The organism is Metallosphaera yellowstonensis MK1 (genome assembly GCF_000243315.1).
GTDB lineage: Archaea > Thermoproteota > Thermoprotei_A > Sulfolobales > Sulfolobaceae > Metallosphaera > Metallosphaera yellowstonensis.
On sequence record NZ_JH597755.1, the window covers coordinates 19,525 to 26,229 of the forward strand.

Genomic DNA, 6,705 nt, shown 5'->3' on the forward strand with positions numbered 1-6,705 from the left:
TCGAGGGAGTTCCCCTGACCACGGTCTACCAGGTCAGGAGGACGGGAGTCAGGGCCTACTCGGGTCTTGTGGGCCTCCCCAAAGTGCTCAAGGGGTCAAGGGGAAGGCCAGGATCTTCGACGAGCTCTGGACGTTCCTCAAGGTCAGGAGAGGTCAGGGGAGGAACGTGTGGGCCTCCCTCGTGGACTGGGTCCCCTTCTTCACGGTCGGGGACAGGGACTACGAGCTCTACCGGCTCCCGGTCACCCCCTGGTGACGTGAACTACTCCGACCAATACCAGGTCCACCAGCCTGGACAAGCACGTCACGGGCAAGGAGCACAACGCGTAGAGCTTCAACTCCCACCTCAGGTCGACTAGCCAGGCTCGCCAGGGACACCAAGGCCGTGACCAGGAGCTTAGCCCGCTCCAGTACAGCCTGGCCTTGACGATAGTCGGGAAGCCCCACGTCTCCAGGGAGGTCACCCCCCGAACCGGGCCTCCCTGGAGGGGATCAAGGTAATTCAAGAGCCTCATATAATATCACTAACTCTCATCGAATAGGATGACTGCATGAGAACACTCCCGCATCTGAGGTGAACTAGACGCGTGCTACTTAAACACCTCTACTTTGGATTAATTTTTAATCTCTACGGCCTTATTATGATGTGTAACCAAATGAAGATAGGACTAATGGGGTTCGCTAACGTTAATAGAACGTGGAGCTTGGGAAGATTAACGTTCCTGATAGCTCAAGGATTAGAGGAACTTAATAATGATGTGATCCTGGTCTCCAAAGGTCGACTAGAAAACAGTAATTTCAATTCTGTTCAACTTAGAAGGCTTCCTAAGATAAGGGGAAGTGACATTTTAACCGATACCATATCACATCAATTCGCTCTATGGAAGATAGACCTCGACGTATACCACATGTTATATCCCCACGTCAGTTCTTTGCTCGGTATAGTTTTTCCCCAGAAGTTCAAAAGGATCGTGACAGTGCATGATCTCAAACCCTTAATACTTAGGGAATTCCTAAACCGTAAAGAAGCGACAAATGTCGCAATACTGAGACACGTGTTAAGGAGAATTGAGGGAACTATAGCAGTTTCCCACAGTACAAGGCAACAACTGATTGAGTCGCTCGGTATAGATGAGAGCAATGTTTACGTTGTATATAATCCGGTCGATCCTATATTTAGACCATTGAAACAAGAGGAGCGAGATCCCTCTACGCTTCAGGGGCTGGGAAGATATATTTTTAACGTCTCTAGATTCGATAAATTAAAAAATCCACGTAATCTTCTAAGAGCATTTAAATTAATAAGAAGATGTTATGATGATGTAAATTTAGTAATAGTAGGCAGTTGGTGGAGTCATGGAAAGAATATGATAAACCAGGAACTAGGAAACGAAAGCGATCATGTAATTATAAGAGAGTTTGTGGATAACGAGCGTTTGGTTCAGCTCTATAACGGTAGTGAAGTTTTCATTTTCCCTTCATTATATGAAGGTTTCGGCATGCCTTTAGTTGAAGCCATGGCGTGTGGGAAAGCCGTAGTCACGTCTGACAGGTGGTCAATGAAGGAGATAGCATCGGACGTAGGGGTATTAGTGAATCCAGAAGATCCGCAAGATATAGCAGAAAAAACGTGCAAACTTCTCTCGAATAGAATATACAGGGAGAATTTGGGGATCAAGGGGCTAGAGAAGGCTAAACAATTTCATTATCTAAAGATAACTAAGGAATTAATGCATGTATACGAGTCCATAATTAAGAGCTGATCCTAGCAAACTTATTACATACTAAAGCCGACCATCTCTCCAAATTAATTAGGGTAAGCGTCTCATCATAATTTCTCATTCAAAGTACTTTGTGTGCTACTTCAGTTATTCCAACTAAAATGACTAGATAGGACGTGGTCGTCAGGAGAACAATGGATTTCCCAGAATTCTGGGTCATCCCTTGACATTCCCAGGGTCCCTCCCCACGATCAGGTTGGCCAGGTGGGTCATCTAGGAAGGTCCAAAACTTGAGTCGGGCCTCGAGGACTCGACAGGTTCGCCTTGACGACCTCACCGAACGTCTTCTTGACGATAGGGAAAACACCCCACGAGCCACCTACGACCTTCTCTCTGGTCCCTCCAACGGTCGTGACCAGGGCTGAACTCCATGATAGTCCTCCTCCTGGCGGGCTCCTGGTGGACGCGTTCCTGCTGGGAGGGAAGACGACCTCGACTCCCGTGCCGCATCAGCGTCGTAGGCCTTCCCTAGAACTTCAACCCCTCCACGGCCTCGACCGCCGACTCGACCTCACTGTCACCTCGGCGTTCACGACCTACACATCCTCCCCGCTCACCACGACCTCGACCTTGAGGAACTTCGACGCCCTGGTCTTCCGTCACTTCTCGATCACGCACTACCCCTTGTAGTGCTCACGCCGATCACGTCTGCCATGAGCTCCAGCTCGTCCCTCGGCCCAGAATGGCCAGCCTGACCCTCCTCACCCTCTCCCATACCCCGTGCTAGTCGAGACTGGTCGGGACGATCCCTAGCCTCACCAAGGCCCTCAACACCCCCCATCGCTCCGTAAAGCAGGAAGGAGTGCAGGAACGCCTGGGACTCATGGAACTCCCTCAAGCCCTGTAGGACTTCCTGGCGTACCTGTTCCCCTCCTGAAGGAGTTCCCACCAGTGTTCGAACATGCAGGGAACGTGAACTTGAACCTGGTAACCACGTTCTCGTCGTACTCGATTCAATCCGGTTACTTCTCTCGGCCACGAGTGATACTTGGGGAACCGTTCATGATCTTTTGTATAACATTGAACAAAACCCACAAAGCGCATTCAAAGATAGACTTTTTATTTTCAACGAGTATGAATCTTGTGGAGCTTCCGTTAGTAACTGTTGTGATTCCTACGCTAAATTCTGGCAAAACTATCAAAAAGACACTAGAGTCATTAAATGTATTAGAATATAAAAACATGGAAATAGTAGTAGTAGATGGAAAATCCACCGATGACACCATAACAATCATAAAACAGTACTATGGCGAGAGGATTAGGATCGTTACTGAAGGTAAGAGAGGTAGGGGAAGAGCGTATAACAGGGGACTATTGGAGAGTAGGGGAAAATATGTAGCGTTTCTCGATAGCGACGCCACTATAGCGACACCGACCTGGATATTTAAGGCCATAAAGATAATGGAAGAAGACGAAAGGGTAGCCGTAGTTTTTACGAAAGTCCTCGCTCCCAAAGAATCTACCTTCATGCAGAAAAGTATAGACACCTTTCTTTGCAAGGGGTTTACTACAGCGAACGGAGCAGTCTATAGGAGAGACTCAGCTCTTAAGGTGGGAGGGTTCAACGAAAAAATGAATTATATGCAAGAGGACGAATTACTTTATAAATTGGTGAGGGCTGGCTATTCCTTTAGCGTGAACTATGATGATATCATCTATCATTACCACAGGAATACGATCCTTTCTTATATCAAACAGAACATGGAAGCTGCCCTGGGAGCGAAGTTGTATTATAGGTTCACAAAGAACTCTTGGGTTCTTAGAGACGCGTTTGCTAGGATAGCTACAGTCATATTGATGTTAGTTATCATTTCGGCTTTGATATTCTTGGATAAAACAATAATTGCAGTTTCATTATTAATTTTGGGATACCTTGTATTAGCACTCAAGGTAAACTCAGAGACATGTAAACAATATAAGCACTCCAAGTTCGTGCTCATGGCTCCGTTCTTCATATTACTTTCCATGTTGGGATTTTCAATAGGGTTTTTTACTAAGAGTGGAAAAGAGGCTGAAAAGTAAGATGCAAGCCTATAATATTTCCCAGTTTATAGCAACATATAATAAAATTTACACAGATTATGTGAGACAGATGGGGATCGATAGTGTTCTTATATACTTAGTGGTCTTAGGCATCCCTATATCGATTTTTCTTATTTTATATTTCTTTTCTCCAATATTAGTTAAATATTATAACCTAATCTGGTACTCATTTAACAGAAAAGCTAGGATTACGCGTCAGAGAAACAAGGAATCAGAAGGCTTTTCCACTGGAATAGTCGTAGGTTTGTTGATCCTACTCTTATTCTCCGTGTTTGGCTACATTTTCATCAACTCTCTGGGTGGCGAACATTTCACTGACATGCTTATGTTGAATAGCCAGGGAACAATTGGAAAATATCCAAATTATGTTCAGATATATCAGAACAACTCCGTCTATCTTGTAATACAAAACCATGAGGGTAGACCCATGTTATATCAATTGGAGGTTATAGTAAATAATGGAACGTCTAACTCCACATTAGATACCTTGTATTTTATTATAATGAATGGCCACTCATTGACTATCCCAGTCAACTATACATTCTATTCTGCAGGAACGTATAAGGTAATGTTCTTGTTATACAGCTACGACCCACACTCTGGAAAGTTCGTCTACGATAACGTATTTACACAGATACCAGTGAGTGTAGAAACGTAATATCCGGGATTAGACTGCAAGGATCAAGATACGAGTGCTTTGTGGTCTACTCCAATTTTTATCAGGAGTAACGTTAAACTTATTTTCAATTCAACACTAAATTTTGAAATCAAGAAAACTCACTGGGCTCAACGCCTAAGAAAATTGAACAGTCCCACAAAGCATCTTACGAAAGATTACACTACCTAGATGTTATAATAAAGGCTCTTCATCTATCATCAGTTCTCATCTGTTTAGACAATTGGAACCGTGGTATAGTAAAAGCATATGAATATCCGTTAACTCCTAAGGCTCATTAAAAATATCAATCAGGTTTCTCTATCATTCTTTCAGTTAAAAACCCTCCTTCCCCATATCAATATTCGGTTAAGGAAGCCAAGGTCACAGCCCATTATAGTGCAAATATAATAATTAAGTTTTCGATTTCTATATCAAGGTTAAAAATGAGGAGAGCTTTAGTCATCATGCCTCCACTGATTTTCAGCAGTGAAGCGGTAGTGGCTCTTTCGTTCCTCAAAGCACTCAAAGAGTTCGGAATCGCAGATATCTCTTGTGTTTATGAGAAGGAACCTGATACTAGGTACCTTACAGCGATGCCCAAGAATCTCACGGATGTCTTGTCTGATACCAAGACCCTTAACCTAAAATTGATTAAGGGTCCCCTTATTTCTCCCCCATTAAATTACTTTTCTCTGAAGTCGACTGCTTTACTCAAGAGATTTGACTACATTCTCAATCTCTATTTTAGAGAATATCCCATAGGAATGAACATCAATTACGTCCTTTATCCACATCCACTCCTCTACAAGACAAATAAGGTGAGGGAAAAATATACTGGCCTCAAATCACTATATTTCTCTTTAGGCTACTCCATAGTAAGGAAATTGGCTATTTCTGGGCGACTGATCTGTAGCTCCGAATATATAAGGAGAGTGTTAAGGGAGACTCAGAACACAGAATGTGAAGTCCTATATCCTCCCATAATCCCTAAGGAGGATCTAAAGGTTAGGGAAAAGATGGACTTAGTAGTGGGGATAGGGAAATACCTTCCTCTTAAACGTTGGGAGGAATTCATTGAGATAGCCAAAAGAGTTAAGTCCGTCAATAGTAGAATCGAATTTAAGATCATTGGTGGGTTAAGATCCGCAGATTCTTCAATGGATTACTTCAGGAGATTAAAGGAATTGGCGACAGGCAGCGTTGAATTACTCACCGACGTCTCGGAAAAGGAGAAATGGGAGATTCTGTCTGAGGCCAAGGTCGTCCTGCATTCTCAAAGGATCGACAATTTCGGCCTCGGGATAGCTGAGGCCATGTATGCTGGAGCCGTACCAGTGTTGTATAGATCGACTGGGCCGTGGCAAGACAATGTCAAAGAGGGAAAATACGGTTTGGCTTACTCATCTGTCGAAGAGGCCGCGGAACATATCCTCAGATTAGCAGGCGATGAAAGATACTTTAAGTTCCTAAGTTCCCTCTCGAAAGAAAGGGCGGAGCTATTTTCTTTCTCAAAGTTCAGGCAAAAGATATTTAGGATACTCGAGGAAGGACATATGGAAAAATAATATTCGGTATAGAGATCCATGGAGGCATCTTCTACAAAACTCATCTTTATCTTCTAGAAAATAAATTCAGGCGATGCGTGAATCTACTTATGTTAAGTGAAGACCGCTCTTTACTTACAAAGGATGTTGATTCACAGCAGTTATGGGACTTTAACGTAACTTAAAGATTTTCATCAGCCCCGGCGGTCCGCCTAAATGACGTTCAACGAACCTGAGGAACGCCTCCACGCTCCTCAGGTTAAGAGCCCCTATCAGCTCCCTGACGACGTTGGTCATGATGGTAAAGATCGCGAGGTAGCCCTGGAGCCTCTCCCTCCTCCAGAACGAGGAGTCCTCCAGTCCAAGGGCCTTGACGTCCCTGTGGAGCTCCTCGATCTCCCACCTCATCCTCCAGGCCTCCTCGATCTCCTCCTCGCTGAGCGAGAGGTCGGTCGTGTAGAGGCACTTCACGTGTGTCCCGGAGTCACGTTTATATTCCCGGACTAGCAACTTTACCGTAATAGCTCGGTCTCCCAGGGTCAGGTCGGCGAAGTAGACTCCGGGGGGTAGGTCCCCCACTCGGAGGTGTCCCTCCACCTCCTCGAGGGTCCCCCGGGCCGACTCGACCCTGAGGAGCCTCCGGTTGGACTTGAGCTCAGACACCACGTTCTCCTTCACG

Annotated in this window: 6 protein-coding genes and 2 pseudogenes; 5 read left to right on the plus strand and 3 right to left on the minus strand. The window is 44.9% G+C overall.

What is annotated here, in order from left to right; genetic code table 11:
• A pseudogene (locus tag METMK1DRAFT_RS18025) lies at window positions 1-256 on the plus strand (IS1 transposase); the annotation flags it as partial.
• Here the strand turns inward: METMK1DRAFT_RS18025 and METMK1DRAFT_RS15335 are convergent.
• Entirely contained in the window at window positions 243-515 is a 273-nt protein-coding gene (locus METMK1DRAFT_RS15335; protein ID WP_009069337.1) for a hypothetical protein, read from the minus strand. The pseudogene METMK1DRAFT_RS18025 and the gene METMK1DRAFT_RS15335 overlap by 14 nt on opposite strands.
• 141 nt (window positions 516-656) lie before the next feature.
• Between METMK1DRAFT_RS15335 and METMK1DRAFT_RS00190 the strand changes: the two genes are divergently transcribed.
• Window positions 657-1,763, plus strand: a complete 1,107-nt coding sequence (locus METMK1DRAFT_RS00190; protein ID WP_009069339.1) for a glycosyltransferase family 4 protein — start codon at window positions 657-659, stop codon at window positions 1,761-1,763.
• Window positions 1,764-1,937: 174 nt separating this feature from the next.
• Here the strand turns inward: METMK1DRAFT_RS00190 and METMK1DRAFT_RS16945 are convergent.
• A pseudogene (locus METMK1DRAFT_RS16945) lies at window positions 1,938-2,734 on the minus strand (transposase).
• Between the two features lie 121 nt (window positions 2,735-2,855).
• On the opposite strand from METMK1DRAFT_RS16945, the gene METMK1DRAFT_RS00200 reads away from it, so the two are divergent.
• The 3 genes from METMK1DRAFT_RS00200 (at window position 2,856) to METMK1DRAFT_RS00210 (ending at window position 6,047) form a co-directional block, all read left to right on the plus strand.
• Window positions 2,856-3,803 carry a glycosyltransferase gene (locus METMK1DRAFT_RS00200; protein WP_048087242.1) on the plus strand — a complete coding sequence of 316 codons (948 nt, stop codon included), beginning with the start codon at window positions 2,856-2,858 and terminating at the stop codon, window positions 3,801-3,803.
• Window positions 3,804-3,873: 70 nt separating this feature from the next.
• Window positions 3,874-4,482, plus strand: coding sequence for a DUF1616 domain-containing protein (locus METMK1DRAFT_RS18030; protein ID WP_245544501.1), 609 nt, complete (start codon window positions 3,874-3,876; stop codon window positions 4,480-4,482).
• 464 nt (window positions 4,483-4,946) lie between these two features.
• Entirely contained in the window at window positions 4,947-6,047 is a 1,101-nt protein-coding gene (locus METMK1DRAFT_RS00210) for a glycosyltransferase family 4 protein (protein WP_172634090.1), read from the plus strand.
• Between the two features lie 150 nt (window positions 6,048-6,197).
• On the opposite strand, the gene METMK1DRAFT_RS00215 is transcribed toward METMK1DRAFT_RS00210, so the two are convergent.
• The coding region (locus tag METMK1DRAFT_RS00215; RefSeq protein WP_048087244.1) for a transposase at window positions 6,198-6,705 on the minus strand (508 nt) is incomplete at its 5' end.